Source organism: Gluconobacter sphaericus, from assembly GCF_016757795.1.
Classification (GTDB): Bacteria; Pseudomonadota; Alphaproteobacteria; order Acetobacterales; family Acetobacteraceae; genus Gluconobacter; species Gluconobacter sphaericus.
Genome location: NZ_CP068419.1, coordinates 230,943 through 256,088 on the forward strand (window position 1 = coordinate 230,943; position 25,146 = coordinate 256,088).

Below are 25,146 nucleotides of genomic sequence, written 5' to 3' on the forward strand. Positions count from 1 at the left end.
AATGCGGATAACCAAACTGCTTCCTGTCATTCTCGCACTTGCGACACTCCGGACAGTCTCGGCGGCGACACCACCGACAACAGCTGAGCTGGCAGCCGAAAACGGGTTCAGGCAGGCTTATCAAGCCATGCTAACCCTTCCATCATGGGTGACGACAGCGCGAGCGACGTCCGTACCCGTCAGTACTTTCAACCTCGGGGGCAAACCCTACATTCTGGGCCATATGTGCCGTCCACATAACTGTGCTGCGGAACAACTGGAAATCGTATTCGCGAATGATCATTCAGCAGCTTGGGGCCTTCTGAGCCTCAAGGACGAGAGATCGCTTAAACAGAACTTTCTGGGCGCACCAGACGCAACCATGCAAAAGGTTCTTCTCAAAGCCTATCAGGATAATAATCCATCAGACTGAAATTAAAAGAAATCAGGCGCCAGTGTAGCTTGGGGAATGGCTGGCGCGCCCTACTGGATTCGAACCAGTGACCCACAGCTTAGAAGGCTGTTGCTCTATCCAGCTGAGCTAAGGGCGCATCAATGAAGCCATTAACTGGTCGGGGCGCCCGGACTCGAACCGGGGGCCTCTTGTACCCAAAACAAGCGCGCTACCAGGCTGCGCCACGCCCCGAACCGGCCGGAACCTAGGATGTCTGGCCGGTCGAGGCAAGGGGGTTTTTTTTATTCGCCTTCACTTCTCACGAGCGGAGGCACGAAAAGCGGCGCCGTATCCCACGGAAACAGGACCCAGGTATCCTGAGCCACTTCCGTCACGTAATGGTCAGTGAAGGGCTTACCCTCTGGCTTGGCATAGAGGCAGGCAAACACGGCCTTGGGCAGCAATTCACGCACGATACGGGCGGTGACACCCGAATCCACAAGGTCGTCCACGATCAGGAATCCTTCACCATCGCCAGCGGCAACAGGCGGCTTGACGACTTTCGGTTCGTGCTGCGTGCCTTCTTCGCCGGCATAGCTGATGACCGAGACGCTTTCGATCAAACGGCAGCCCATTTCGCGACCGAGAATGGCGGCGGGGATCAGGCCACCACGGGTAATGGCGACGATTCCACGGAAAGAACCATGCTCCTGCATAAGGGTTGCGGCCAGAAGGCGTGCGTCACGATGGAGCTGGTCCCAGGTGACGGTCGCATAATGAACGGTTTTTGGGGTCTGATTGGCTGTCATGGTCTTCCTCTGCCTTCCGTCTCGTAATTTTGCAATAAACTTGAGCGACGGAAATGCCTAAAGTGCCGCAATGATCGATCCAGCCCTGCGCTCTCTCCCTGGCCTTCCGTCCCTGATTGTCGGAAGAATTTTCTCACAGCTCTCAGCGACCACCATGACGATCGCCATCGGATGGCAGATCTATGCGCTGACGCATGATGTAGCCTCTCTGGGCTATTTGGGCCTGGCCCAGTTCCTGCCCATGATTCCGCTAACCTTTGTCGCTGGTCATGTCGCGGACCGCTTCAACCGGCGCAGCATCGTCCTGATCTGTCAGGTCGGCGAAATCCTGGCCACTGCGATGCTGGCCTTCGGCGCCGCGTTCCATCAGCTGACAACAGGCGCCATTTATACATTCGCGACGTTCTACGGTGTTCTGAGAAGTTTCGAGATGCCGTGCCAACAAGCTTTCCTGCCCGCAGTCGCCCCGCCTGCCCTTCTGCCCCGGGCTCAGGCCATGCTTTCGTCGCTGTTCATGACTTCCTCCATTGTCGGGCCAAGTCTGGGCGGCCTGCTCTACGGTATCGGACCGGTCGTCTGCTATGGACTCTCCACAGCCGGATTCGCAGTAGCTTTTGCCGGAACATTCTCGCTCAGACTGCTTCATACCGTTCCGGCCAAAGAGCCGATTACATTTGCTTCGGTCTTTGCTGGTCTATCCTTCCTCAATCGCCGCCGAGACCTTCTGGGAGCGATCACCCTCGACCTGTTTGCCGTGCTGCTAGGGGGCGCAACAGCAATGCTGCCAGTCTACGCGGACGGTATCCTACATGTCGGACCGATCGGTCTGGGGCTACTGCGTGCGGCTCCAGCTGTTGGGGCGCTTCTGATGTCCTGGGGCCTGTCACGCTATCCCCTGAAGGGTCGCACCGGCCCCATCATGTTCATGGCCGTCGTCATGTTCGGCATTGCGACAATCGTCTTTGGTGCATCTCACACGGTCTGGCTCTCAATCGTGGCCCTGATGATTCTCGGAGCTTCGGACGTCATCAGCGTGGTGATCCGCTCTTCGCTGATCCAGCTGGCTACACCGGATTCGATGCGCGGGCGAGTTTCGGCAGTGAATACACTGTTCATTGGCTCCAGCAATCAACTCGGAGAATTCGAGAGCGGCATGCTCGGAACCGCGATCGGAGCGGAAGCCGCCGTCATCGCCGGTGGTATTGGGACTATTCTGGTAGCGGCTGTCTGGGCTCGCTTCTTCCCGCGCCTGTGGGCACTCGATCGTCTGGAAGACATCTTTCCGGAGGAGCAGTAAACCCAGAAATGCAAAAAGCTCCCGAAAGGGAGCTTTGTTTGCAGCCGGAAGCTTTTCGAAGGAAAGGCTGGCTCCCGAAGTAGGACTCGAACCTACGACCCAGCGATTAACAGTCGCTTGCTCTACCAACTGAGCTATTCGGGACCGGCGAGGTGGTATGTAGCCAAATGGCCGAGGTCGGTAAAGCCCCTAAATGAATTTTTTTGTCGATTTTTTCGTTTCTCTTCAAAGACCTGAGAAAAACCGTCATTTTTCAGAGCTCTTCACGTCCCCGGGTCGCGAGTTGATCCACGCGCTCGTTGTTCTCATCGCCTGAATGACCCTTGACCCAGAGCCAATCGATTTCATGCGGCTTTGCAGCTTCCAGAATCCGCTGCCACAGATCCATATTGGCCACGGGATCGCCCGCCGCATTACGCCACTTCCGGCGCACCCAGCCGGTATGCCAGCGGGTGATGCCGTTGCGTAGATACTCGCTGTCCGTATGCAACGTCACGATGCAGGGACGTTTGAGCGCTTCGAGCGCCTCGGCAGCTGCTGTCAGTTCCATGCGGTTATTGGTGGTTTCCGGGTTCCCACCCAGGAGCTCCTTTTCCTGGCCGCGGCAGACCAGAAGCGCGCCCCATCCGCCGGGACCCGGATTGGGTTTGCATCCCCCATCCGTCCAGATTTCGACCTGGGGACGTTCTCCAGGCGCCTCAGACATGAGACGTATTTTGGAAATGACGCAGGCGTCGCAGATAGGCCAGCGGATCCTTGCGGGTCACCAGCGCATCTGCAGGAGTATTGATCCAGTCGTAAAGCCGTGTCAGCAGAAAGCGGATCGCAGCCCCCTGACACAATATCGGAAGCGCGGCTTTTTCTGCGTCATTCAAGGAACGAATGCTCTCGTAACCGTGCATGATGGCGGCAGCGAAAGACGGCTCGAACGTTTTTTCGTCCCGGAAGCACCAGGCATTCAGGCAGATAGCAAGATCATAGGCGAGAAAATCCGTGCACGCGAAATAAAAATCGATCAGCCCCGAGACCTGCCCGTTCTGGAAAAAAACATTGTCCGGAAACAGGTCCGCATGGATCTGTCCGCGCGGCAGATCGGCTGGTGCGGGCCATGCAGCCTCAACGCTGTGAAGCGCGGTACGAACTTCAACAGTCAGACCGGGTGACAGCACGTCCCCACTGTCACCACAGCTATCGAGCAGCGGCCCCCAGGCAACCGGAGACAAGGCATTCGGCCGGACAGCATCATACCCTTCTCCAGCAATGTGCAGCCGGGCCAGTGCCTTGCCGAGTTCGAAACACAGGTTCGCGTCAAGCTGCGTTGCGGAAACGCCGGGAAGAAATGTCGTGATGGCGGCGGGACGGTCTGCGAGGCAGCGTAGGGCAGCCCCACTCCGGTCCGATACAGGCAGCGGGCAGTTCAGCCCCCTGCCCGCCAGATACTGCATGAGCCCCAGAAACCATGGAAGCTCATGGGCATTCACACGCCGCTCGAACAGCGTGAGAATGAAATCTCCCTCCGTCGTACGGAGGAGAAAGTTGCTGTTTTCGACACCCTCGGCGATGCCATGAAACGAGACCAGTGTCCCGATATCGTAAGTGCCAAGAAACGCCTCGAGCGTCTCGGCCGCCAGTTCCGTATAGACGGCCATGAGAGGTCAGTCGTCCTCGCCAGCCAGCGGACCAGGCAGACGGAAGTTGATGTTCTCTTCCTTCACGATCCGCTCTTCGATCTTGAGCGTGTACTTCTCGGCCAGAGCCGTCACCATTTCCTGCACGAGGCTCTCGGGAGCGGACGCACCGGCACTGATACCCAGCGTTTCCACACCTTCAAGGACGCTCCAGTCAAGGTTTTCGAGCTTAGGCACCAGCAGAGCACGACGCGCGCCGGAACGTTCAGCCACTTCCCGAAGACGCTGCGAGTTGGACGAGTTGGGCGAACCGATCACGATCACAAGATCGCTCTCGGGCGCGATGGCCTTTACGGCTTCCTGACGGTTGGTCGTGGCGTAGCAGATGTCTTCGCGCTTCGGCCCTTCAATGAGCGGGAAACGCGAACGCAGGATGTCCACGATCTCGGCCGTGTCATCGACCGAAAGCGTCGTCTGTGTGATAAACGCAAGCTTCGTCGGATCTTCCGGCTGAATCGTGCGGGCTTCTGCCGCATCGTTGATAAGCGTGACAGCGCCCGGCGGGAGCTGCCCCATCGTACCCACCACTTCCGGATGACCGGCATGGCCAATCATCAGGATATGACGCTGGTCCGGGCCACCACCCGCGAAATGGCGCTCTGCCTCACGATGCACCTTCGAGACCAGCGGACAAGTCGCATCCAGATACAGCAGGTTGCGACGCTGGGCCTCAGCCGGAACCGCCTTGGGAACGCCATGGGCCGAGAAAACGACATGCCCGTCTTCAGGAACTTCATCCAGTTCCTCGACGAAAATGGCGCCCTTGGCTTCCAGCCCTTCCACGACTGTCCGGTTATGGACGATCTCGTGGCGGACATAGACCGGAGCGCCATAACGACGCAGGGCCTCTTCCACGACGCGAATGGCGCGGTCCACACCGGCACAGAATCCACGCGGACCGGCGAGCAGGACGCGAAGGGTTTTATGGGCTTCCACACCGTCGGTGCGGGAAGGAGCGAAAGTCGTCTGTTCTGACATGGTGTTCCCCAAGCGGGCGGAGTTCGATATGTAGGACCAGTATCGACCGGATTGCCTCTCGTCGCAACGTCCGGGCCGCTTTGTTGGGAGTTTCTTCAGCTGATGCCAGCCATCCGGCGCTTCGCCTCGCCCCTGTTTGCTCCGGCTTTTGCCTTTGTGGCGCTTTCGAGTCTGGCCGGCTGCGACGAATCCAACCCGAGTTTCTTCGCACCTGCCTGCCCGGCGCTCGATATCCCGGGTTCAGCAGCGGACCTGTTTGTCTATGACGGCAAGAGCGCGGATATCGGCAGCCTCGTCAGCCATGCCCAGATCGCCTCCCTCTCGGGGGACTGCGAACGTGGTCCGGATGGTCCACATAGACACCAGACGGTCCGTACACGCCTAAGCCTTGCGATGAACCTGACCCGTGGTCCGGCTGCAACCAGCAGCACGATCGACGTGCCGTATTTCATCGTTATCATGCGTGACGGCAAGATCGTGGACAAGAAGGTCTTCACCGACAGCTTCCGCTTCCCAGCCAATGTCAGCACGCAGTCCGTCCGGACGAACCTGCGGCTGATCGATCTTCCTGCCACGGACAACATGGCACAGGAAAATCCTTACACGCTTGAAATCGGCTACCAGCTAACGCATGGCGAACTCGGGTATAACCGCGAGCATCTCGCACCGGTCGCCTTCCACAGCCACACACAGTAACCAGAACGCCGGGTCAGCCCTTCAGACACTGACGACAGTCCGTTATTTCATGATAACAGACTGCCGCGAATGGCCCGGCATACGGACACGGCAGAATGTTCCGTGCCGGACTTCATTTCGGGACAGAAATACATGGACAGTCGCGAACTGACCCTCCGCGGGGTTATTCTCGGAGCCCTCATCACGGTCGTCTTTACGGCAGCGAACGTCTATCTGGGCCTCAAGATCGGCCTGACTTTCGGCTCGTCCATTCCCGCCACGATCATCTCAATGGCCATTCTGCGTCTTATGGGCGGCGGGACCATGCTGGAAAACAACATGGTCCAGACCCAAGCCTCGGCGGCCGGAACCCTGTCCTGCGTCTTCGCAGCATTCCCGGCCCTGCTCATGGTCGGATACTGGCATGAATTTCCCTATGTCGTCACGCTTCTGCTGACGATGGCGGGAGGTATGACGGGCGTTGTCTTCACTATCCCGCTACGGCGTGCGCTGGTGCGCAACTCCGACCTCCCCTATCCCGAAGGTACGGCCTGTGCGGAAATCCTGCGCGCCTCATCCCCCGAAGGTGATGCCCGGAGCCTGAGATCCCTAACTCTCGGCACCGTAGTTTCGGGAAGTATCGCCTTTGCAACCTCCGGACTTCGCCTCCTGTCAGATGGTTTTTCTGCCGCGACCGTCGTGGGATCGTCGGCTTTCCGTCTGAACGGCAGCTTTTCTCTGGCCCTGCTGGGAACGGGTTATCTGGTCGGAATCGGTGGCGGAATTGCCATGCTGCTCGGTGTGTTTCTGGCATGGGGCATCATGGTGCCAGTTCTGGGTCATCTTGCCCCTTCAGCTACCCCACTGGCAGACGCAACCGGGCTTTGGCTACACAAGGTGCGGTTCATCGGTGCTGGCACCATTGCAGTTGCCGCGATCTGGACCCTGCTAGCCCTCGCGAAACCCGTGGCCCAGGGGTTGAGGGAAGCGCTCTCCGTCACTCATCTGGCCACGGGAGATGATATCGACCGCGATTTAACGCCCCGAACGCTGGTTGCCCTTTGCGCAGGCCTTGCACTGCTGCTGGCAGGACTGTTCGCCTACTTCCTGTGGCCCGTCATGCCGCATGGCGGTGCGCTGGCAACCCTGATCCTGCTGGGGCTGATCGCCTGCTTCGGACTGGGCTTTCTGGTCGCCAGCGCCTGCGGCTACATGGCCGGAATCATCGGGTCTTCGTCCTCGCCAATTTCCGGCGTGGGAATCATCGCCATCATTGCCATTTCGATCGCCCTGTGGGGACTGGAGAGCACTGGACTGCTGAGCCTCGAACAGCGTCCCATAGCCATTGCTTTCGGACTTTTCGTACTCTCCGCCATTACTGCCTCAGCAGCTGTTTCCAATGACAATCTGCAGGACCTCAAAACCGGCCAGCTTGTCGGAGCGGCGCCTTGGAGGCAGGAAGTTGCCCTGCTAATCGGCTGTGTGGTCGGGGCGATCGTCATCCCCTGGGTACTTCAGGTCCTGTATCAGGCCTACGGCTTCGCCGGAGCCATGCCACGTGAGGGTATGGACCCATCACGCGCGCTTGCCGCGCCACAACCTGCTCTGATGGCCGCCATTGCCACCGGGATCCTGACCCACCAGCTTGACTGGCTCATGCTGGAAATCGGAGCGGCCCTTGGTGTGCTTCTGGTCATTCTAGATGTCGTATTGCACCGACGCAATCTCGCCCTTCCGCCTCTAGCGGTCGGGATGGGTATCTATCTTCCAGCAGATGTCTCGGTCACGATCGGAATTGGCGCAGGACTGGCATGGCTGCTGCGTCGCTTCCCCAAAGAGCAGGGAACGATGATCGCGTCAGGATTCATTGTTGGAGAGAGCCTGATCGGCGTGGCGCTCGCCGCCATGACGGGAGCAACAGGAAGCGCCGATACACTGGCACTTCCTGTCCCGACCCTGCTGAATACAGGGCTGGGTTGGGCGGTTTTCTGTAGCGTCCTGCTCTGGTTTGGGCGGCAGGTCAAACAATCAGACTGAGTTCAGCCGGGTGAAGCCCCGAATCAGGCCTTCACCCACCACTGGACCGGTTCCTGCTCGACCACTTCCATTTCTGCCATTTCCGCAGCTGCGGGAGCAGCTTCCTTACGGGGACGGCCGACAGGACGTGGCGAGCGACGTGCAGCCTCGGCAGCCTGTTCGCGGGCCTGATGCAAACACGCCTTCAGCGTCTGGATCGCATCCTGGTTTTCACGCAGTTCGCGGTTCAGTTCAGTGATCTGGATTTTCGCATGGGCTTCACGCGTCTCGAACGCCTTGAGCTGGGAGCGGACTTCCATCAGGCTCCGCTCGGCTTCTTCCCAGCGACGCTGCTCGCGCTTTACGGACTGACGCAGACGCTCGATTTCTTCCTGGTCTTCCTGAATGGGATTGCGCGCGACAATTCCGCGGCTTCCCTGATGTTCGACCACAACCTGTCCGTCACGGACGAAACGCCGGCGACGTTCGGGAGTGGTTGTTAGAGGCCGGGGCTTCGAAGGGCGGGAGGAGGCTCCTGCCCCCAGACGGGCCAGAGCCTGTCGCAGCTTGTCTTCTTCGTTAACCTGATGCTCGTCCTGCATTCTGTATTCTTCAACCAATATGATATTTGTAGATTTCGTCCCTGCCGGACAGGACTGCCAAAAAGACAGAAAAGCTGACCGGGCTACGGCCCACCCAGCAACGACTTGCCCTGACAAAGATATGAAGAGTCGACTCGTCTGGAGAAGCTCCAGCGTTCTGACGCGAGTTTCCTAGCACTTCACCGGCATTCTGTCATCAGAACAATAAGAGAAGGCTTATATTTTCTTCTGATGCCAGCGTCCCGGAGACCAGAGAATATCCGTTTCACCATGATTATTGGCATGACGGGCAAGAACAAAGAAATAATCGGACAGTCTGTTCAGGAAGCGAAGTGTTTCTGCGGGCACCTGTTCGAGCACGACCACCCGGCGTTCGGCCCTCCGCACGACTGTTCTGGCCAGATGCGCGTGTGCTGCGACGAGGCTCCCGCCGGGCAGGACAAAGCTTCTGAGCTCCTGCTGGGACTGGCGCATCTCCTCCAGCCGGCCTTCAAGCCAGAGACTGGCATCCACAGTCAGGCTGGGAGCACGATCTGGATCGGGCATGCAGAGATCCGCGCCGAGATCGAACAGACACGACTGGATCTGTTGTATTTCGCCTTCAAGATAGGCAGTCTGGGTGTCCTGTGCCATATAACAGCACAGGACACCCAGCAAAGCATTGAGTTCATCAACAGTTCCCATCGCTTCGATACGGTCCGACGACTTGGAAACGCGCGTCCCGTCTCCAAGTGATGTCTGCCCCCCATCTCCGCCACGGGTTACAATCCTGTCGATACGAATGCTCATGCCCTGATCCTGCTGCTTAGCGGCTTCTTTTATGCTTCGCGTGATGGCTGATCGTACGATCGCCCATCAGGTCATGCGCACGGGACGTATGATCCGTCAGCATCTTGTCGGTATCCGAAGCGAGGGTCTTCACATCGGGAGTACCACCCGAAGCTTTGGCCGTCGTAATAGCCTTGCTCAAATCAGCCGTCCGCGTGCTCACGACGTCACGCAGGAACATGCGATCAAACGCCGCACCATAGAGATGCGAAAACGAATCAACACGCTCCTGATCAGCAGCATCGATCTTCGCAGTTACGGTCAGGTTACCATCCGAGGCGATCTTGGCGACGGCCTTCTGATTGGTCGTATGATCAGCCTGAACGGTCGACGCGAATGCCTTGATTACGTCGCTGTTGCTGTGCGTAGCCGCAAGTGTCGCAATAGCGATCTGCGTCTGGTCCATCTCATCGATCTGCTGGATGAAGGCCGCGTCCGCCGTAGTAAGCTTGTATGTGGACGCCACGCTCGGAAGAGCAGGAGCCGGCGGCGCATCCGGGGCATTACAGGCGGCCAAACCAGCAAGAAGGCCGGCGGACAGGCACAGACGGAGATACGAAACAGTCATCGAAGCTTCCTTTTTCAAACGCACCTGGCCTCAACAGGACAGGCCGCGACAGACTGACACTCCACTCATGACAGTCTCTCATTCGCTGTTCAGACAACACATGATACATTCACGGCATGTCCGCAAATCCTGTCCGTGTCAGTATGCCCGATCCGATCCGGGGAAGTTTTATTTTCGCTAGCCTGTCGGCGGCTTCCGGCGTCATGCTCAGCGCGTTGTCCGCCCATCTTCCGGACCGGCTCTTTGCCGTTCCGGGTGGACGGGCCATGCTGCATTCCGCAGTCGAGATCCAGATGTGGCATGCTCTGGGACTCTGCGTGCTGTCATTGAACGCATCCCGTCTCTCGCAGAAACTGATCCGTCTGTCTTGTCTATCCATGGCGGTGGGCATGGTGCTGTTCTGCCTGCCGGTCACACTGCTCGCCCTGTTCAATCTGAAACTTGGCCCCATGTCCGTAGGGCGGATCGCCCCTTATGGTGGGACGATGCTCATGATCGCCTGGTGCCTGGCCGCGGCATCCGCCCTACGGCGTCCGTTCCAGGACTAAAGCCCGTCAGATGTGTTTTTTTCTGATTCGCTGAAAAATCACCAGACCGATTGCCTGCACACCAAGCGCCAGAAGGAAGCAGACAATCATGATCCCCGTCAGGATCAGCTGTTCGCGTCCAAGACCGGATTCAATATGAAACAGGCTGTAGAGCTCCTGCCAAGCGGATGTTCCCGACACATGCTGTGCAAGCTTGATCGCCGGCTGCCAGAAGCGAAACACCGATGCAAAGGCGAGCGTCAAACCAACGAGAATTGTGGTCCGGATCAGGGTTTCCGCAACGCTAATCTCGTGCGGAGACGTCACGTCCGGACGTGATGGTGTTTTTTTCAAACGCATGACCTTTCGTCAAAACTGAGCTTTAATTATCTGTTCCCGTCGTTCTGCGTTATGGCATGCAGAGGACAACATCAATGAAAGCCTTTTTCATGCGCCGTTCCCTTCTTGCCGCTGCCGGCCTCGGTCTGGCGCTTACCACAATCCTTCCCGCTCAGGCCTCATCCAATGAAGTCCCTCCGGTGCCGGCCCCGCAACTGGCGGAAACATCTGCTCCGCCCGTCGCCACGCCCTATCCGGACACGACAGTCGCCCATGATCAAGTGGCGCAAGCCTTCGCCCTAGCACAGAAGACCCATCGCAAGGTTCTACTCGATTTCGGAGGCAACTGGTGCCCGGACTGCAAGATGCTCAGCGGCATTTTCGCCCTGCCCGACGCGGTACGCTGGCTAAACAGCCAGTTCGTCGTCGTCCCGGTCAATGTGGGGCGCGTCAACACAAACCTTGATCTGGCCGCGCGCTACGGCGTGACCATCAAGGCTGTGCCGACTGTCATCATCGTGACACCGGATGGCCATGCTCTGAATGGCGACGGATCCACGGCTCTGGGCAATGCACGCAGCATGTCGCCACAGGCTGTCCTGGACCTCATTTCCAGCTGGAATAAACGCGGCTAAATCCCTGAGGCTCCGATTTTTCTGGAGCCCCAGATCCATACTCAGAGAGAAAAAACCTGCTCGGCCTCATGCACAACTTCCGCCAGGACATCCGCCTCGAACGGAGAGGTTAGCCCAGCCTCGGACACGAGCTGCGCGAAAGGTTTTAAGCCCCCTTCCGCACAAAGTCGGCGATAGATTTCCAACGTCCCTTCCCGGTCCAGACGTGAGCCCAGCCAGAGCTGCAATGCACAGCACTGGGCCAGCGCATAGTCGATATAATAGAACGGCAGCCGGTAGATATGGAGCTGCGCCTGCCAGCGTCCGCCTTTCGCCGGATAGGCCAGATCGCCCCAGTCCCGCCACGGCATGTAAAGCTTTTCCAGCCGCCGCCATGTCTGATGACGCTCTTCCGGTGTCATCTCTGGACGGGCATAGACTTCATGCTGGAAATGATCCACGCAGACGCCGTAAGGGAAGAACGACAGCGCATCGATAAGATGCATCCGACGATAGCGGTCCGCCGCACCATCCTCGACCAGAGCGCCAATCTGCGGCCAGGTCAGGAACTCCAGGCCCATGGAATGAATTTCAGCCGCTTCCATCGTCGGCCAGAGCTGATCGATCCACGGCAGGTCACGACTTTTCCAATTCTGGAAAGCGTGACCCATTTCATGAGTGAAAACGCCGATATCGTTATGAGTACCGTTGAAATTGGCGAAGATGTAAGGCGTTCCAACTGTCGGAAAAGACGTGCAAAACCCACCCCCAGCCTTGCCCTCACGGTTCTTTAGATCAAGATAGCCCAGATCCCGCATCTGGGCGTAGAAATCGGCCATCTCGCCTGACGGATCGAGATCACGGAACATACCTTCCGCACGCGCGACCAGAAGATCATGATCGCCCGCCGGTCCGGGATTCCCCTGAAGGTCGATGAGCGCCTCATCCCACGCCATCACCTTGTCCCAGCCCATTTTCAGGCGCCGGCGTTCGATTAGCGAACTGATCAGTGGCGTGACATAGGCCAGGACTTTCTCACGGAACGCCGCGACCTGCTCGGGGCCATAATCCGTCCGCCGCATCCGGCGATACCCCAATTCGATATAGTTCTCGAAACCGAGCGTCTTTGCCATCCGGTCACGCAGGGCGACGAGCTTGCCGTACAGGGCATCCAGCTCGGCACCATTTTCCTCAAAAAACGCCCAGCGCGCCGCCTCGGCAGCATGACGGACATCCCGGTCCATTCCCTGAAGGTACGGTACCAGTCCCGACAGGTTGAGCATCTTACCGTCAAAAGGGATTTTCGCGCCTGCCAGAAGCGCCGTGTATTCCCCCGCAAGCCGGGCCTCTTCCTCAAGATCCGTGCTGATGCGCGGATCGAAGGTCGTCGTGTCAGCTTCCCAAAGCCGTACCACATGCGGCGTCACAATGGCTTCAAGTCCCTCGCGGTCAGGATCGGCCAGGATGCGTTTCTTGACCGTTACCTCATGATCGGTCGCGACCGGAGACAGCCGGTCGGCATAGTCACGATCCGCCTGCGCCGCTTCATCCTGCGTATTGCGCGAAAACTGCAAATGCACATGCGACGCCCATGCCTCATACTCGCGCCGGACAGCATCAAACGCGTGCAGGGCTTCCACACGGTCGCCTGCATCAAGCAGGGACGCGATGGCATCATAACGGGCCTTGAGAGACTGTTCGTCAGGCCGGGGGAAAGACAGTTCGGAAAAGGGAGGGATTGTCTTCGTCATGGCATAATTCTGCCATTCCCCAGCCCCTGCGTCCATGCCTGTCAGACGGTCCGGATATCACCCACAAACTGCGTGATACGACGGCAGGCTTCAACCAGTTGCTCATCCGAAGCAGCAAAGGACAGGCGCAGATACGGGCTGTACCCGAACGCCGAACCCGGCACAGTCGCCACATGCGCCTCGTCCAGAAGCGCCTCCGCAAAAGCCACATCCGTATCGAGCAACCGTCCCTGCCCCGACGTGCCGCCAACCAGGGCCGCAATCCCCGGATAGGCATAGAATGCACCATCCGGCATCACGCAGGTCAGGCCTGGCACCTGCTGCAAGGCCCCCACGACCAGACCGCGTCGGCGCTCATAGGTTTCCAGCATCCGGCCGATCCCGTCAGCATCACCATCCAATGCCGCGACTGATCCGGCCTGTGCGAGCGTGCACACGCCGGACGTGGCATTGCCCTGCACCGCAACCATGGCCTGGATCAAAGGGGCCGGACCACAGGCGAACCCGACACGCCAGCCCGTCATGGCGTAGGCCTTGGCCATCCCGTTCACGATCAGGATACGGTCTGCCAGATCCGGTGCGACACTCAGCAGGGAGAGGTGTTTTTTTTCATCAAACGTCAGATGCTCATAGATCTCGTCGCTCATCACGAGGACATGCGGCGCCTCGCGCAGGACATCTGCAATGGCTTCCAGATCGTGACGCTCAAGAATAGCGCCGGTCGGATTGTTCGGAAAATTCAGGAGCAGCCATTTCGTCCGCGGCGTAATGGCCTCGCGGATCGATTCGGGGTCAGGACGGAAGCCGTTTTCTTCCCGGCAGCGGATCTCGACAGGAACCCCGCCCAGCATCCTGGTGATCAGCGGATAGCTGACCCAGTACGGCGCCGGCACAATGACTTCGTCCCCGACTTCCAGCGATGCCATCAGCGCGTTGAAAATGACCTGCTTGCCACCATTCGCAACCATGATCCGGTCAGACGTGACGTCCAGAGCGTTATCACGACGGAACTTCCGGATAATGGCGTCAATCAGCGGTTTCTGACCGGGGATCGGCGGATAACCGGTATCGCCCGCCTTCGCTGCGGCATAAGCGGCTTCGATCGCTTCGGGCGGCGACGGGAAATCCGGCTGCCCGAGTGCGAGCGAAATAACATCCGCCCCCTGCGCCTTCAGTTCACGCGCGCGGGCTGCCATTGCGATGGTTGCAGGACGGGGAAGATCAGCCAGACGGGATGCGATAGTGAAACTCATGAAAGCTCTCGGCAAAAATTCTGGATCCGGGTGCAGGCTTCCGTCAAGAGTTCCGTGCTGGTCGCATACGAGATCCGAAAATAGCCCGGTGTCAGAAACGCCGCGCCATGCACGGCCGCCACACCGGTTTCCTCGAGCAGGGCTGTCACGAAGGCTTCGTCATCATCGATCAAACGCCCACCTTTGCTTTTCTTACCCAGTGTTCCAGCGATGGACGGAAACGCATAGAAAGCACCTTCAGGCAAAGAACACGACAGGCCAGGAGCCTCATTCAACATCCCGATCACGAGATTGCGCCGTTCCTGATAGACTGCGACCATTTCAGAAATAAAGCCCTGTGGCCCGGAGACAGCTTCCTGTGCAGCAGCCTGAGCAATGGAACACGGATTGCTCGTGCTCTGGCCCTGGAGCTTGATGAGCTGTCGGGTAAGCTCAGCAGGCGCTGCCGAAAATCCGATACGCCAGCCTGTCATGGCATAGGCCTTGGACACACCGTTCATCGTCACGGTGCGCGAGCGCAAACGCGGCTCGACCTGCACCACGGTCTTTGCAACAGCCCCGTCGTACAGAAGTTTGGCGTACATATCGTCTGTGAGTATCCAGATATCCGGATAGTCCAGCAGCACGTCTGTCAACGCCTTGAGAGATTCGGTATCGTAAGCCGCGCCTGTCGGATTGCAGGGCGAATTGAGACAGAGCCACTTTGTCCGGGACGTAATCGCGGCGCGAAGCTGCCCGGCCGTCAGACGGAAGCCATTTTCTCGGTCAGTCTGGACAATCACCGGCGTGCCCTCAGCCAGCGTCACGATGTCGGGATAAGAAACCCAGGCAGGAGCCGGAATAATGACCTCATCTCCTGCATTCAGGGTCGAAGCCATGACATTGTAAATGACCTGCTTGCCGCCCGTAGAGACGCAGATTTCCTCGGCTTTGTAATCAAGATCGAAATCAGCGTTCAGACGCGCCGCCACGGCCTTGCGCAGTTCGAGTGTGCCTGCCACGTCCGTGTATTTGGTCTTGCCAGCCTCAATGGCCCGAATTGCTGCCCGTTTAATGAAATCAGGCGTATCAAAATCCGGTTCACCCGCAGAAAGGCTGATAACATCGCGGCCCTCGGCCTTCAGGGCACGGGCTTTCTGGGTCACGGCAATCGTCTGGCTGGGCAGAATGCGGTTCAGACGGTCGGCAATAAAGGACATGACAGGCTTCCGGATCGTTTTGGCGGCACGATCCTAAACGCGTTCCAGGCACTTTGACCACAGGGAGCCCAGCTCCAATCAACAAAAAAAGCGTCTTAAGACCAACAATGCGGGAACGCTAGGCGTGGAAAAATCAGGCCAGCTTTTCCATTTCGCGAAGCACCGCCTGTCCCATCATTTCAGTACCGACGCGAGCCATTCCCGATGACATAATGTCGCCGGTACGCAGACCCGAAGCCAGAACATTTGAAACAGCCGTCTCGATCAAATCGGCATCCTCACCGCGATTGAGCGAATAACGCAACAGCATGGCGAACGAAAGAATCTGGGCTAGCGGATTGGCGATCCCTTTGCCTGCAATGTCCGGTGCACTGCCATGGATCGGTTCGTACAGGGCATTGCGTTTGCCATCCGCGCGAACCGGGCCAAGCGTAGCCGAAGGCAACATACCGAGCGAACCCGTCAGCATCGAGGCCAGATCGGACAGGATATCGCCGAATAGGTTGCCCGTGACGATGACATCGAACTGGTTCGGGTCACGGACCAACTGCATTGCGCAATTATCCGCCAGCATGTGGGACAACTGGACGTCCGGATATTCACGCTTATGAACGTCAGTCACGACTTCCTTCCACAGGAGGCCACTTTCCATGACGTTGCACTTCTCGACCGAACACACGCGGTTGTCGCGTTTACGGGCAAGATCGAAAGCAACGCGTGCCACACGCTCAATTTCAGACGTCGTGTATACTTCCGTGTTGATGCCGCGACGGGAGCCATCGGGCAGTGTCTCGATGCCACGCGGCTCACCGAAATAGATGCCACCAACCGTCTCGCGAACGATCATCAGGTCAAGTCCGCGCACCACTTCAGGCTTCAGCGCGGAGGCGTCAATCAGGGCATCGAACAGCTTGGCCGGGCGCAGATTGGCGAACAGTTCGAGTTCCTTGCGGAGCTTGAGGATCGCAACTTCTGGGCGCTTGTCGAACCCGACATAGCTCCAAGCCGGATCGCCCACCGAACCGAACAACACTGCGTCTGACTGACGGGCCAGTTCAACAACCTCGTCGCGGATCGGCACGCCGTGTACGGCAAGCGACGCTGCACCAACGAGTTCTTCCGTGATTTCAAGCTTCAGTCCGCGATAAGCACTCATCCAGTGCACGATCCGCGCAACTTCGCGCATGACTTCCGGGCCAATTCCGTCACCGGCCAGAACCAGAAGCTTGTGTGCGTCGCTCATTTCACAGTCCCTATGGTAATTGACGGCACCCATGCACGGCTGGGGCGATGTTCGAAGCTGCTGATTTCGGTATCATGCGCCATGGTCTGCCCGATGTCGTCCAGCCCTTCCAGCAACATGTGGCGACGGAACGGATCGACCTCAAACGCGATGGTCTCGCCATTCGGACGCACAATGACCTGGCGCTCCAAATCTACTGTCAGACGCGAATTCGAACCCTGACGCGCATCGTCCATCAATTCGTCGCAGATCTCGCGAGGCAGCGGGATCGGCAGAATACCGTTCTTGAAGCAGTTATTAAAAAAGATATCAGCAAAGCTGGGTGCAATCACGCAACGGATTCCGAAATCCAGCAGCGCCCACGGAGCATGCTCGCGCGAAGACCCGCAGCCCAGATTGTCGTAGGTAATCAGGATTTCGGCATGCCGAAATGGCTCCTGATTGAGCACAAAATCCGGCTTTTCATTGCCATCGGCATCATAACGCTGGGCGGCGAAAGCATTCTTCCCCAGACCGGTCCGCTGAATGGTCTTGAGGAAGCGGGCGGGAATGATCTGGTCCGTGTCGATGTTCTCGGTCGGCATGGGCGCCGCAATGGCGGTGAGTTCCGTGAACTTGTCCATCAGACGGTCTCCTTCACCAATTCACGCACATCGCACAGACGGCCCGTCACAGCTGCCGCTGCCGCCATGGCAGGCGAGCAGAGATGAGTCCGGCCATCAGATCCCTGACGCCCCTCGAAATTACGGTTGGAGGTTGACGCACAACGCTGACCCGGCGTCAGACGGTCCGGGTTCATCCCCAGACACATCGAGCACCCTGCCTCACGCCATTCAAAACCGGCATCAAGGAACACCTTGTCCAGTCCTTCAGCTTCAGCCGCATGCTTCACAAGACCGGAGCCCGGAACGATCATCGCCCGGACGCCCTTGGCAACATGCCGTCCGCGCACCACGTCCGCCGCAGCACGCAGATCTTCCAAACGGCTGTTCGTGCAGGAACCAATGAACACGACATCCACCGGAGTCCCGGCGATCTTCTGCCCGGCTTCAAGCCCCATATAGTCCAGCGCACGCTGGATCTGGGCGGCACGAGCCGGATCGGCAACGTCCGACGGAGACGGCACGGAACCGTCGATCGGCAGCACGTCCTGCGGGCTGGTGCCCCATGTGACGGACGGGATGATCTCTTCAGCGGCCAGCGTGACTTCCGTGTCGAAATAGGCGCCTTCGTCAGACACCAGACTGCGCCAATAATCACAGGCCTGATCGAACGCCCCACCCTTCGGAGCAAACGGGCGGCCCTTCACATAAGCGAAGGTCGTCTCGTCAGGCGCAACCAGACCTGCACGCGCACCGGCTTCGATGGACATATTGCACAGTGTCATACGCCCTGCCATGTCCAGATCACGGATCGCAGATCCTGCAAATTCAATGACATGGCCAGTACCGCCAGCGGTGCCGATACGGCCGATGATGGCCAACATGATGTCCTTGGCCGTCACACCGGGGCCGACCTTGCCTTCAACCGAGACGCGCATGTTCTTCGCGGGTTTCTGCAGGATTGTCTGGGTCGCGAGCACATGCTCGACCTCGGACGTGCCGATCCCGAACGCCAGCGACCCAAGGGCGCCATGCGTGGAGGTATGGCTGTCACCGCAGACGATCGTCATGCCCGGCAGAGAGATACCCTGCTCCGGCCCGACAACATGCACAATACCCTGAGAGGCGGAGCGCAGCGGGAAATAGGGAACGCCGAATTCGGCGACGTTTTTCTCAAGCGTCTCGATCTGGAGGCGGCTTTCCGGCTCCTCGATCGGCTTGGAACGGTCGGACGTGGGGACATTGTGGTCCACCACGGCCACCGTGGCATCCGGACGACGCACGCGACGCCCGGACATCCGCAGGCCTTCAAAAGCCTGCGGACTTGTCACCTCGTGAACGAGATGCCGGTCGATGTAGAGGATGCAGGTCCCGTCCTCGAGACGTTCGACGACATGATCGTCCCAGATCTTGTCAAAAAGGGTTCTGGGCGAATTGGTAACGGGCATCCTGTCTCTAACTCCGAACGGTTTAGGAAACGGCCTTGCTGTCCGCCTTCGGCAGATCGCGGGGACGCTCAGCAATACGGGCGGACTTGCCCGAACGGCCACGCAGATAATACAGCTTCGCGCGACGGACCTTACCGCGACGCACGACTTCGATGCTGGCGATCGACGGTGCGTACAGCGGGAACACGCGCTCGACGCCTTCACCATTAGAAATCTTGCGAACCGTGAAGTTGCTGTTCAGGCCCTTGTTGGAACGGGCGATAACAACACCTTCGAAGCTCTGAACACGCTCACGCGTGCCTTCGACAACGCGGACGCCAACGCGGACCGTGTCACCTGCAATGAACTCGGGAACAGCGCGGACGCCGGAAAGACGCTCGATCTCGCGCGCCTCATACTGCTGGATAATGTTCATGACCAAACTCCTGAAAACAAAACTTCAATGGACCTGCTGTCGTGCCAGATACGCATCCCAGAGGTCCGGGCGGCGCGCCTTCGTGACGGCGATTGACTGTTCATGGCGCCAACGGGCGATGGCACCATGGTTGCCGGAGAGAAGAATGTCGGGCACGTCCCGCCCGTCCCACACTGCCGGCTTGGTGTACTGTGGATATTCAAGAAGCCCTTCGGCGAAGCTCTCGTCCTGACCGCTGACATCCGACCCCATGACGCCGGGAAGGAGCCGTACGCACGCATCCAGAAGAGTCAGGGCAGGAATTTCTCCGCCTGACAGTACGACATCGCCCATGCAAAGCTGTTCGATATCGTGCTTTTCCAGAACGCGCTCGTCCACGCCTTCAAAGCGCCCACAGAGAACGACGACCCCCGCTCCGGACGACAGACGCTCCGCATCTTCATGCGACATGCGCTTGCCACGTGGCGTCGGGTAGACGACCGGACGGCCATCCAGCGCAGGAAGCGCCGAGAGGGCCGCATCCAGAACGTCTGCCCGCATCACCATGCCGGCTCCGCCACCGAAAGGCGTGTCATCGACGGCCCGGTGACGTCCCAGTCCATGCTGGCGCAGATTGTGCGCCTCGCAAGACCAGATCCCCCGCTCCAGCGCCCGGCCCGCAAGGGAGAACCCCAGCGGCCCCGGGAACATGTCGGGGAAAAGGGTCAGGATGTCCGCGCGCCAGCTCATGCCCGCACCTGGACCTCGCCGGAGAGATCCCCCTCGACCTCGACTTCAACAGGAGGGACAAGAACCACTTCCCGTTTCGCAAGATCCACATGAGGAACACAGGCCAGCGTGAACGGCACGATCAGACCACGATCCACTTCGAGGCTGACGCCTGCGCCGTAATCGTGAACCACCGACACCGTCCCGAGAACATCTCCGTCTTCCGAGACAGCCGTCATACCGATCAGATCGGCATGATAGAATTCATCGTCTCCGGTTTCCGGAAGAACGGTCCGCGGAACATACAGCTTCGCATTGACCAGACGTTCGGCAGCCGTACGGTCGGGAAGATCCTGTCCGTCGGCGTCCGTCAGTGCAGCCACGCCTGCCGAAATCCAGCGTGCCGTCCACGCCCTGCCCTGCCCGTCATGCAGCACGCCCAGCGTCTCGACCGAAGCCGGATCATCTGTGGCAGCATGAAGATGCACCAAACCGCGGACACCGTGCGGACGACCGACGGTGGCAATCAGGACATCGCTGTCAGGGTTGAAGCGGGGCACGTCTCGGGCTTCCTGAAAAGCAGCTCAATCAGGCCGCGGTGGCAGCGGCAGCAGCCTTGGCGCGTTCCTGAGCCTTCGCCTTCGGAGCGGACTGCTTGGGCTGCTCGTTGTAGGTCGGCTTCGGAGCCAGGCCTGCATTTCCGAGGAAACGGGCAACACGGTCCGTAGCGAGGGCACCGTTGGACAGCCAGTGCTTGATGCGCTCGTCAACGAGACGGATACGGTCGGCGTGATCGGCCGGCAGCATCGGGTTGTAGGAACCAACCTTCTCGATGAAACGGCCATCACGCGGGCTGCGGCTGTCAGCAACAACGATGTGGTAGTAGGGACGCTTCTTGGCACCTGCACGTGCAAGGCGGATCTTGAGGCTCATGAAATACTCCTGAGAAACAGAACTTGTAAAAAACGGGACAGATCAGACGAAAGGCGGGCGTCCACCGGGTTTACCCCCGGGGCCACCCATGCCCTTCATCAGATCCGCCAGACCTCCTGCACCACCCATGCCGCGCATCAGGCCACCAAGGCCCATCTTACTGATGCGTTTCATCATGGTGGACATGTCGTTGAACTGTTTAAGCAGACGGTTGATCTCCGGAACCGTGGTTCCCGAGCCTGCCGCAATGCGCTTTTTGCGGGACGCCTTGATGATCTCCGGCGTCTTGCGCTCCTGCTTCGTCATCGAGGAAATGATGGCCTTGTGACGCTTGAAGATCGACGTGTCGAGCTCCTTGTCGCCCAGCATATCCTTGATCTTTCCCATCCCCGGCATCATGCCGAGAATGCCGGAAATCGAGCCCATGCGGTTGATCTGGTCGATCTGGGAAACATAGTCATCCAGATCGAACTTGCCCGCGAGCATCTTCTTGGCGACGCGCTCGCCTTCCTCGTGATCGAGGGTTTCAGCAGCACGTTCCACCAGCCCGGCGACGTCACCCAGGCCGAGAATACGGCCCGCGACACGCTCGGGATGGAATTCTTCAAGCGCTTCGAGGTTCTCACCCGAACCGGTCAGCTTGATCGGCGCGCCCGTGATGGCCTTCATGGACAGGGCCGCGCCACCGCGGGCGTCGCCGTCCATCCGGCTCATGACAACACCGGTAATACCAACAGCTTCGTTGAAGGCCTTCGCGGTATTGACGGCGTCCTGACCGGTCATCGCGTCAACGACCAACAACGTCTCGGCAGGCTTGGTGAGCGCACGGATTTCCCGCACTTCATCCATCAGCGCTTCGTCGATGGATAGACGGCCTGCCGTATCGAGAATAACGACGTCATAACCTTCGAGGCGACCGGTCTCGAGCGCACGCTTTGCGATCTGTACGGGAGACTGCCCGGCAATGATCGGCAGAGCCTGAACGCGACCCGTCTTAGCGTTGACGCGCTCAGCCAGCTGCTGAAGCTGGAGCTGCGCGGCTGGACGCTGGACGTCGAGACTGGCCAGAAGGACTTTCTTACTCTCGCGACCGGACAGGCGCAGGGCGATCTTGCCGGAGGTCGTCGTCTTGCCCGAACCCTGCAGACCTACCATCAGCACCGGAACCGGCGGATTGGCGGACAGGTTCAGCGGAACCGCCCCTGCCCCGCCCAGTGCGTCGATCAAGGCATCATTGACAATCTTGGCCACGGCCTGACCGGGGGAAACGCTTTCCAGCACTTCCTGCCCAACAGACCGCTCGCGTACCTTGTTGACGAAGTCCCGCACCACAGGCAGAGCAACGTCTGCCTCCAGCATGGCGAGACGCACTTCACGCATGGCCTCGGTGACATCAGCCTCCGAGAGCTTCCCGTTCTTGGAAAGCCCTTCGAGGACACCGGACATCTTGCCTGAGAGTTGGTCGAACAACGGGTCACCTTAAAAGCAAACAGAAACACGCCACTGCGCGAGTCTTCGCGAGGTGGCGTGTCCGGAAACAGGACCCCTCTATCGCCTTGGCACCGAAGCGTCAAGCGATAGAGGCATAATCAACAGTTTTCAGGGCATATCTTCCGGATCACCTTCCGGCGGCGGCCCCATCAGAGCTTTCATCTGCTCATGGAGCGCCTTAATCTTGTCCATGGTCTCCTTTGCCTGCTGGCGTTGGGCCGGAGTCAGCAGATCATGAAGCTGCTCCATGGTGTCAAGATGAAGCGCGGAGACCTTGGCCTTGACCTCATCCTCCTGCTTGCCCAGATCCGCCAGGGCAGTGTGATCCAGATCACCAGGCACGCTAAGAGCGTCATGAATCTTGCCCTCTATGGCACGCCCCTCAAGACGGAGTGCACGCTCGTCCTGATGAGCCTTCTCAAAAACAGCCTTGAGCTTTGTCTTTTGCGCTGTGGTTAGCGTGATACCAGGCGGGATGGGCGGCATCATAAAGCCCGGACCAGCACCCGGCGGAGGTCGATGGCCATCAAACCCATGATGCCCCTCAGCAGAAGCCATAAGAGGAGCTACCACCAAGCCGAGGGCAGCAATGACAGGAAGAAAAGCAGCGGGACGAAAGATCGTCATGGACGTCATATCCTTCGAGGTTATGGCAGCCGGAGGCGCACAAAACGCCTCCACGCGTTTCTAGATGGCACGTTTCAATGTTGCTGACCGCCCCCTTCTGCGTTTCAAAGAGTAAGCTCTCATCCCCTATGCAACACTAGCCCTTGACGGCAGAAGTTTCCCGTCGCATGAAGCATCCGATCCTGGCAGAATTCTTCAGAGATGAAGCCTGCCGGATGGAGAGGTGGCCGAGTGGTTGAAGGCAGCGGTCTTGAAAACCGCCATACGTGAGAGCGTATCGTGGGTTCGAATCCCACCCTCTCCGCCAGATAAATCAAAAATTCCTAGATTTTTCAGGTAATTATTGATTTATCAAAATCCATCCCACCTTGGGTTTCATCTTAAAAATGCGTCATTGTGCAGCGCTCGGACGCGATATGCGTCGTCCTGTAAATTTTCCAATGCAATCTGCTTACTGATGTCTCCTCTTTTCCAAAGACATCCCGATGATCTGAGGGCGAGCCTGAAGCAGAAATCCGCAAAAAACGTTGATAAATCTTATGAAGTTATCGTTGATGTTCGGCTAATATTCTGAAATGAGTCGATGCTCACAGTACCAAAGACTTTGTAGGACCAGCGAACCATCTTCCACTGAGTTAAACAGAAACTCTGTTGAGCTCTTGAACGTCCAGAAAACCGAACATCCGAGCGACTACGCGTGCCCCCCTCTCGACAATCGACAAATATGTCGCAGCGGGCGAGCTCGAACGCTTGAAAATCGGTCCAAGGCGAACTCTATTTCGACTGCGCGATGTCGAAAAGCTCGTCCGTCGAAGCAGCATATTTTTGCCCGCGCTTTGATCGATCTCGGATGGCGGCGGCATCGTACCGCCCAGACATGCAGATAGATAGATTGCTTCTCCTGACCTTCCGACAAAGGATCCCGGCAAACTTCGATGGCATTACAGGTGACGATGTCCGCCAAAACACAGCGACTTCGCGAGTATCTTTGCACGAGAGAAAGCATCCCGCAGGCGATTATCGCGGCGTTTGATGGTCATCGCAGATCGATAGATACCAGCAAAAATGGCTGGTGACTGCGGGAATGTCCCTGATGGAACATCGGAAGACGGTCCAGTTGCGCGACGGGCAGCCAGAGACGGCCATTCGGAGCAAGGCAAGGCGCATCAGCCCAGTGCAGACGTGAATCCGAGAGCAGTCTCGTGATCTTTCCGGAAACGTCCCTTCGATAGACGCCGTTATCCTTCAGGTTGGTGAAGTAAAGGTTACCGGCAATGTCCATGGTGCTGCCCCCGATGGGAGGTAAATCTGCCCAGGGCTTCACAGCCGCAGACAGATCGGTTGATGACAGATTAGGATCGTCAAGAAATGCTGTCGGAACTTGAGACCACGGCCCTTCAAGCGGCCCGAAATACAGCCATTTCCCGTCCGGACTGACTTCAAGCGGATCGACATTCACCAGAAGCGGCTGATGCGGGTGGCTCTCCACGACGTGTCCGTCCATGATAATTGGCCGCCCTGTCCGTGCGCGTGTGGACGCGTCATTGTCCAGAACACGACGTGCCTGACCTGTTTTGATATCAAGAACGATCAGCGCGGCCTTGCCCGCATCCGTGAGATAGGCGTGCGTTCCGTTGAAACGGATATCGTCGATATAGCTGCCCGCCTGCGCGATCTCTAGGCCCAGAGGATAGATCCGCAGCACATGACCTGTTGCCGGATCAATGCGGACCAGTTTGGCTCCTTCAGGTATGGGAGCACCTCCAAAAGACGGAGTTCCAGTATCAACAACCCAGAGCGTGCCGTCAGGAGCAACGTGGAGGGCATTGACGCTGACAAACCGATGCGTTGCATCCTGCCCGGGTTTCCAGCCATTCCAGTCAGCATCTGGAAAAGGCTTTATCTTTCCATTCTTTGTCAGAAGACCCACGGCCGGTCCGGAAAACCCGCTCCAGCGAGGGCCTGCGACAAACACATGACCGCCAGCAAGCGCTACGGCGTTCCAGTCCATGGCCGTAGTGGTTGCCTCAATCCTGATGGTCTGGGCATGCACAGGTTCGAGGTGCGCGCACGCAGCAACGAGCCCCATGAAAGCGGCGATTGCGCTTTTGTGCAGAGTTCTCTTTGAACAATCCTGCCGTCGTATCTGTTTCATGAACCCC

Annotated in this window: 27 protein-coding genes and 4 tRNA genes; 7 read left to right on the plus strand and 24 right to left on the minus strand. The window is 58.5% G+C overall.

From position 1 onward, the window contains the following. Nucleotide 1 precedes the first annotated feature (1 nt). Complete coding sequence (locus IGS75_RS01045) at nt 2-412, plus strand: Ivy family c-type lysozyme inhibitor (RefSeq protein WP_141352948.1); 411 nt, start codon at nt 2-4, stop codon at nt 410-412. A 41-nt stretch (nt 413-453) separates the two neighbouring features. On the opposite strand, the gene IGS75_RS01050 is transcribed toward IGS75_RS01045, so the two are convergent. From IGS75_RS01050 to gpt, 3 genes are all read right to left on the minus strand, one after another. After that, nucleotides 454-530, minus strand: a tRNA-Arg gene (locus IGS75_RS01050). A gap of 18 nt (nt 531-548) precedes the next feature. Then, nucleotides 549-625, minus strand: a tRNA-Pro gene (locus IGS75_RS01055). Nucleotides 626-675: 50 nt separating this feature from the next. Beyond that, complete coding sequence (gpt, locus tag IGS75_RS01060) at nt 676-1,182, minus strand: xanthine phosphoribosyltransferase (protein WP_141352946.1); 507 nt, start codon at nt 1,180-1,182, stop codon at nt 676-678. Between the two features lie 70 nt (nt 1,183-1,252). On the opposite strand from gpt, the gene IGS75_RS01065 reads away from it, so the two are divergent. Beyond that, the gene (locus IGS75_RS01065) at nt 1,253-2,479 is read left to right on the plus strand and encodes an MFS transporter (RefSeq protein ID WP_202257315.1); all 1,227 of its coding nucleotides are present in this window, start codon (nt 1,253-1,255) and stop codon (nt 2,477-2,479) included. Nucleotides 2,480-2,547: 68 nt separating this feature from the next. On the opposite strand, the gene IGS75_RS01070 is transcribed toward IGS75_RS01065, so the two are convergent. The 4 genes from IGS75_RS01070 to ispH form a co-directional block, all read right to left on the minus strand. Beyond that, nucleotides 2,548-2,623: transfer RNA gene (locus IGS75_RS01070), tRNA-Asn, on the minus strand. Between the two features lie 109 nt (nt 2,624-2,732). Continuing rightward, nucleotides 2,733-3,185 carry a ribonuclease HI gene (gene rnhA / locus IGS75_RS01075; protein ID WP_141352942.1) on the minus strand — a complete coding sequence of 151 codons (453 nt, stop codon included), beginning with the start codon at nt 3,183-3,185 and terminating at the stop codon, nt 2,733-2,735. Continuing rightward, nucleotides 3,178-4,128: a homoserine kinase gene (locus IGS75_RS01080; RefSeq protein ID WP_202257316.1), complete on the minus strand. Its 951-nt coding sequence runs from the start codon at nt 4,126-4,128 to the stop codon at nt 3,178-3,180. Before IGS75_RS01080 ends, rnhA begins: the two co-directional genes overlap by 8 nt. A 6-nt stretch (nt 4,129-4,134) precedes the next feature. Next, nucleotides 4,135-5,145: a 4-hydroxy-3-methylbut-2-enyl diphosphate reductase gene (gene ispH, locus IGS75_RS01085; protein ID WP_141352938.1), complete on the minus strand. Its 1,011-nt coding sequence runs from the start codon at nt 5,143-5,145 to the stop codon at nt 4,135-4,137. A gap of 102 nt (nt 5,146-5,247) precedes the next feature. On the opposite strand from ispH, the gene IGS75_RS01090 reads away from it, so the two are divergent. Together IGS75_RS01090 and IGS75_RS01095 are read left to right on the plus strand one after the other, a co-directional pair. Further along, nucleotides 5,248-5,841 (plus strand): hypothetical protein, encoded by a 594-nt coding sequence (locus tag IGS75_RS01090; RefSeq protein WP_141352936.1) that lies wholly within the window; start codon nt 5,248-5,250, stop codon nt 5,839-5,841. A gap of 132 nt (nt 5,842-5,973) precedes the next feature. Continuing rightward, nucleotides 5,974-7,857 (plus strand): OPT family oligopeptide transporter, encoded by a 1,884-nt coding sequence (locus IGS75_RS01095; protein ID WP_408876489.1) that lies wholly within the window; start codon nt 5,974-5,976, stop codon nt 7,855-7,857. 23 nt (nt 7,858-7,880) lie between these two features. Here IGS75_RS01095 and IGS75_RS01100 read toward each other — a convergent pair whose 3' ends face one another. From IGS75_RS01100 to IGS75_RS01110, 3 genes are all read right to left on the minus strand, one after another. Then, entirely contained in the window at nt 7,881-8,438 is a 558-nt protein-coding gene (locus IGS75_RS01100; RefSeq protein ID WP_202257318.1) for a hypothetical protein, read from the minus strand. Nucleotides 8,439-8,654: 216 nt separating this feature from the next. Continuing rightward, the gene (locus IGS75_RS01105) at nt 8,655-9,227 is read right to left on the minus strand and encodes a cob(I)yrinic acid a,c-diamide adenosyltransferase (RefSeq protein WP_202257319.1); all 573 of its coding nucleotides are present in this window, start codon (nt 9,225-9,227) and stop codon (nt 8,655-8,657) included. Nucleotides 9,228-9,243: 16 nt separating this feature from the next. Continuing rightward, nucleotides 9,244-9,834 (minus strand): DUF4142 domain-containing protein, encoded by a 591-nt coding sequence (locus tag IGS75_RS01110; protein ID WP_202257320.1) that lies wholly within the window; start codon nt 9,832-9,834, stop codon nt 9,244-9,246. A gap of 116 nt (nt 9,835-9,950) precedes the next feature. Between IGS75_RS01110 and IGS75_RS01115 the strand changes: the two genes are divergently transcribed. Next, nucleotides 9,951-10,382, plus strand: a complete 432-nt coding sequence (locus IGS75_RS01115) for a DUF423 domain-containing protein (RefSeq protein WP_202257321.1) — start codon at nt 9,951-9,953, stop codon at nt 10,380-10,382. Nucleotides 10,383-10,388: 6 nt separating this feature from the next. Here the strand turns inward: IGS75_RS01115 and IGS75_RS01120 are convergent, their stop codons facing one another. Then, complete coding sequence (locus IGS75_RS01120; RefSeq protein ID WP_141352924.1) at nt 10,389-10,721, minus strand: hypothetical protein; 333 nt, start codon at nt 10,719-10,721, stop codon at nt 10,389-10,391. A 74-nt stretch (nt 10,722-10,795) separates the two neighbouring features. On the opposite strand from IGS75_RS01120, the gene IGS75_RS01125 reads away from it, so the two are divergent. Beyond that, nucleotides 10,796-11,335, plus strand: a complete 540-nt coding sequence (locus IGS75_RS01125; RefSeq protein WP_202257322.1) for a TlpA family protein disulfide reductase — start codon at nt 10,796-10,798, stop codon at nt 11,333-11,335. Between the two features lie 41 nt (nt 11,336-11,376). On the opposite strand, the gene IGS75_RS01130 is transcribed toward IGS75_RS01125, so the two are convergent. From IGS75_RS01130 to IGS75_RS01185, 12 genes are all read right to left on the minus strand, one after another. Next, complete coding sequence (locus IGS75_RS01130) at nt 11,377-13,065, minus strand: M3 family oligoendopeptidase (protein ID WP_202257323.1); 1,689 nt, start codon at nt 13,063-13,065, stop codon at nt 11,377-11,379. Nucleotides 13,066-13,106: 41 nt separating this feature from the next. Then, nucleotides 13,107-14,318, minus strand: coding sequence for a pyridoxal phosphate-dependent aminotransferase (locus tag IGS75_RS01135; protein WP_202257324.1), 1,212 nt, complete (start codon nt 14,316-14,318; stop codon nt 13,107-13,109). Then, nucleotides 14,315-15,517, minus strand: coding sequence for a pyridoxal phosphate-dependent aminotransferase (locus IGS75_RS01140; RefSeq protein WP_141352917.1), 1,203 nt, complete (start codon nt 15,515-15,517; stop codon nt 14,315-14,317). Before IGS75_RS01140 ends, IGS75_RS01135 begins: the two co-directional genes overlap by 4 nt. A 133-nt stretch (nt 15,518-15,650) precedes the next feature. Next, nucleotides 15,651-16,760, minus strand: coding sequence for a 3-isopropylmalate dehydrogenase (gene leuB, locus IGS75_RS01145; RefSeq protein WP_202257325.1), 1,110 nt, complete (start codon nt 16,758-16,760; stop codon nt 15,651-15,653). Next, nucleotides 16,757-17,383, minus strand: a complete 627-nt coding sequence (gene leuD / locus IGS75_RS01150) for a 3-isopropylmalate dehydratase small subunit (protein ID WP_141352913.1) — start codon at nt 17,381-17,383, stop codon at nt 16,757-16,759. Before leuD ends, leuB begins: the two co-directional genes overlap by 4 nt. Continuing rightward, nucleotides 17,383-18,810 carry a 3-isopropylmalate dehydratase large subunit gene (leuC, locus tag IGS75_RS01155; RefSeq protein ID WP_202257326.1) on the minus strand — a complete coding sequence of 476 codons (1,428 nt, stop codon included), beginning with the start codon at nt 18,808-18,810 and terminating at the stop codon, nt 17,383-17,385. Before leuC ends, leuD begins: the two co-directional genes overlap by 1 nt. Before the next feature lie 22 nt (nt 18,811-18,832). Next, nucleotides 18,833-19,225, minus strand: coding sequence for a 50S ribosomal protein L19 (gene rplS, locus IGS75_RS01160; RefSeq protein ID WP_202257327.1), 393 nt, complete (start codon nt 19,223-19,225; stop codon nt 18,833-18,835). A gap of 24 nt (nt 19,226-19,249) precedes the next feature. Then, nucleotides 19,250-19,954, minus strand: coding sequence for a tRNA (guanosine(37)-N1)-methyltransferase TrmD (gene trmD, locus IGS75_RS01165; RefSeq protein WP_202257328.1), 705 nt, complete (start codon nt 19,952-19,954; stop codon nt 19,250-19,252). Further along, nucleotides 19,951-20,493 (minus strand): ribosome maturation factor RimM, encoded by a 543-nt coding sequence (rimM, locus tag IGS75_RS01170; protein WP_202257329.1) that lies wholly within the window; start codon nt 20,491-20,493, stop codon nt 19,951-19,953. Before rimM ends, trmD begins: the two co-directional genes overlap by 4 nt. A gap of 28 nt (nt 20,494-20,521) precedes the next feature. Continuing rightward, on the minus strand, nt 20,522-20,866 hold the full coding sequence (gene rpsP / locus IGS75_RS01175) for a 30S ribosomal protein S16 (protein ID WP_202257330.1): 345 nt from the start codon (nt 20,864-20,866) through the stop codon (nt 20,522-20,524). A gap of 42 nt (nt 20,867-20,908) precedes the next feature. Continuing rightward, nucleotides 20,909-22,336: a signal recognition particle protein gene (gene ffh, locus IGS75_RS01180; RefSeq protein ID WP_202257331.1), complete on the minus strand. Its 1,428-nt coding sequence runs from the start codon at nt 22,334-22,336 to the stop codon at nt 20,909-20,911. A 129-nt stretch (nt 22,337-22,465) separates the two neighbouring features. After that, nucleotides 22,466-22,984 (minus strand): Spy/CpxP family protein refolding chaperone, encoded by a 519-nt coding sequence (locus IGS75_RS01185; protein ID WP_202257332.1) that lies wholly within the window; start codon nt 22,982-22,984, stop codon nt 22,466-22,468. A gap of 217 nt (nt 22,985-23,201) precedes the next feature. Here IGS75_RS01185 and IGS75_RS01190 point away from each other — a divergent pair. After that, nucleotides 23,202-23,291, plus strand: a tRNA-Ser gene (locus IGS75_RS01190). Nucleotides 23,292-24,020: 729 nt separating this feature from the next. Here IGS75_RS01190 and IGS75_RS01195 read toward each other — a convergent pair. Beyond that, on the minus strand, nt 24,021-25,139 hold the full coding sequence (locus IGS75_RS01195; protein ID WP_237468915.1) for a major royal jelly family protein: 1,119 nt from the start codon (nt 25,137-25,139) through the stop codon (nt 24,021-24,023). Between the last annotated feature and the right edge of the window lie 7 nt (nt 25,140-25,146).

Bases quoted from the DNA above. Each gene is read 5' to 3' on its own strand.
- IGS75_RS01115 (WP_202257321.1), top strand. From the start codon at position 9,951: ATGTCCGCAAATCCTGTCCGTGTCAGTATGCCCGATCCGATCCGGGGA.
- IGS75_RS01185 (WP_202257332.1), bottom strand. From the start codon at position 22,984: ATGACGATCTTTCGTCCCGCTGCTTTTCTTCCTGTCATTGCTGCCCTC.
- IGS75_RS01105 (WP_202257319.1), bottom strand. From the start codon at position 9,227: ATGAGCATTCGTATCGACAGGATTGTAACCCGTGGCGGAGATGGGGGG.
- IGS75_RS01100 (WP_202257318.1), bottom strand. From the start codon at position 8,438: ATGCAGGACGAGCATCAGGTTAACGAAGAAGACAAGCTGCGACAGGCT.
- rnhA (WP_141352942.1), bottom strand. From the start codon at position 3,185: ATGTCTGAGGCGCCTGGAGAACGTCCCCAGGTCGAAATCTGGACGGAT.
- gpt (WP_141352946.1), bottom strand. From the start codon at position 1,182: ATGACAGCCAATCAGACCCCAAAAACCGTTCATTATGCGACCGTCACC.
- IGS75_RS01140 (WP_141352917.1), bottom strand. From the start codon at position 15,517: ATGTCCTTTATTGCCGACCGTCTGAACCGCATTCTGCCCAGCCAGACG.
- rpsP (WP_202257330.1), bottom strand. From the start codon at position 20,866: ATGAGCCTCAAGATCCGCCTTGCACGTGCAGGTGCCAAGAAGCGTCCC.
- IGS75_RS01195 (WP_237468915.1), bottom strand. From the start codon at position 25,139: ATGAAACAGATACGACGGCAGGATTGTTCAAAGAGAACTCTGCACAAA.
- IGS75_RS01125 (WP_202257322.1), top strand. From the start codon at position 10,796: ATGAAAGCCTTTTTCATGCGCCGTTCCCTTCTTGCCGCTGCCGGCCTC.
- IGS75_RS01095 (WP_408876489.1), top strand. From the start codon at position 5,974: ATGGACAGTCGCGAACTGACCCTCCGCGGGGTTATTCTCGGAGCCCTC.
- leuC (WP_202257326.1), bottom strand. From the start codon at position 18,810: ATGCCCGTTACCAATTCGCCCAGAACCCTTTTTGACAAGATCTGGGAC.
- IGS75_RS01110 (WP_202257320.1), bottom strand. From the start codon at position 9,834: ATGACTGTTTCGTATCTCCGTCTGTGCCTGTCCGCCGGCCTTCTTGCT.
- leuD (WP_141352913.1), bottom strand. From the start codon at position 17,383: ATGGACAAGTTCACGGAACTCACCGCCATTGCGGCGCCCATGCCGACC.
- IGS75_RS01130 (WP_202257323.1), bottom strand. From the start codon at position 13,065: ATGACGAAGACAATCCCTCCCTTTTCCGAACTGTCTTTCCCCCGGCCT.
- IGS75_RS01045 (WP_141352948.1), top strand. From the start codon at position 2: ATGCGGATAACCAAACTGCTTCCTGTCATTCTCGCACTTGCGACACTC.
- IGS75_RS01080 (WP_202257316.1), bottom strand. From the start codon at position 4,128: ATGGCCGTCTATACGGAACTGGCGGCCGAGACGCTCGAGGCGTTTCTT.
- trmD (WP_202257328.1), bottom strand. From the start codon at position 19,954: ATGAGCTGGCGCGCGGACATCCTGACCCTTTTCCCCGACATGTTCCCG.
- rplS (WP_202257327.1), bottom strand. From the start codon at position 19,225: ATGAACATTATCCAGCAGTATGAGGCGCGCGAGATCGAGCGTCTTTCC.
- IGS75_RS01135 (WP_202257324.1), bottom strand. From the start codon at position 14,318: ATGAGTTTCACTATCGCATCCCGTCTGGCTGATCTTCCCCGTCCTGCA.
- leuB (WP_202257325.1), bottom strand. From the start codon at position 16,760: ATGAGCGACGCACACAAGCTTCTGGTTCTGGCCGGTGACGGAATTGGC.
- IGS75_RS01120 (WP_141352924.1), bottom strand. From the start codon at position 10,721: ATGCGTTTGAAAAAAACACCATCACGTCCGGACGTGACGTCTCCGCAC.
- IGS75_RS01065 (WP_202257315.1), top strand. From the start codon at position 1,253: ATGATCGATCCAGCCCTGCGCTCTCTCCCTGGCCTTCCGTCCCTGATT.
- IGS75_RS01090 (WP_141352936.1), top strand. From the start codon at position 5,248: ATGCCAGCCATCCGGCGCTTCGCCTCGCCCCTGTTTGCTCCGGCTTTT.
- ispH (WP_141352938.1), bottom strand. From the start codon at position 5,145: ATGTCAGAACAGACGACTTTCGCTCCTTCCCGCACCGACGGTGTGGAA.